A 533-nucleotide genomic window follows, 5' to 3' on the forward strand; every position below is an offset into this window, starting at 1 on the left:
GTTGAGATCGACGCCGCGCACCGTGTAGTACACGGTCGCGTCGTGCAGGTCCGCGGTCACCTTCACGTCGGTGATGGTGACGTAGTCCAGCCGGGGATCCTTGATCYCTCCCCCGATCGCCGTCGCGACGATCGTCGAGATTCGCTTGGCCAGCTTCCGCGCCCTCGCCGGATCTGCCATGACGGGATGTCCCTTCTTCGCGACGGCGGTGCCGTCAAGTTGTGCCGACGGCGTCGCCGTCCGATGTGCGTGGCGGCAGGGCCGCCGAAGTATGTGTGTGTGTTCTCGTTCAGTCTTCTGGACCGAAGATCCTGCGCCGCACGGCCAGCAACTGCAATTCCGGCCGCGACGCCACGTGACGCTCGCAGGTGTCGAGCACCCCGTTGAGGTGGTCGACGTCCGGGCTGACCACGGCCACCCCGATCAGCGAGCGGCGGTAGACGTCCTGATCACCGGTCTCCGAGACGGACACCCCGTACTTGGCCAGTGCCGTGATGACGGGTCTCACGATCGACCGCTTCTCCTTCAGGGAG

At 65.8% G+C, this 533-nt stretch carries 2 protein-coding genes; both read right to left on the bottom strand.

Annotated features, from left to right (window positions below; genetic code table 11):
- Positions 1-180 (bottom strand): ribosome-binding factor A (locus tag AC1DYG_RS19120; protein ID WP_477641442.1); only part of this gene is annotated, 180 nt, incomplete at its 3' end.
- A gap of 109 nt (positions 181-289) precedes the next feature.
- A partial coding sequence (locus AC1DYG_RS19125; protein ID WP_477641443.1) for a DUF503 domain-containing protein occupies positions 290-533 on the bottom strand: 244 nt, incomplete at its 5' end.

Source organism: Pedococcus sp. P1_H8 (assembly GCF_056405175.1).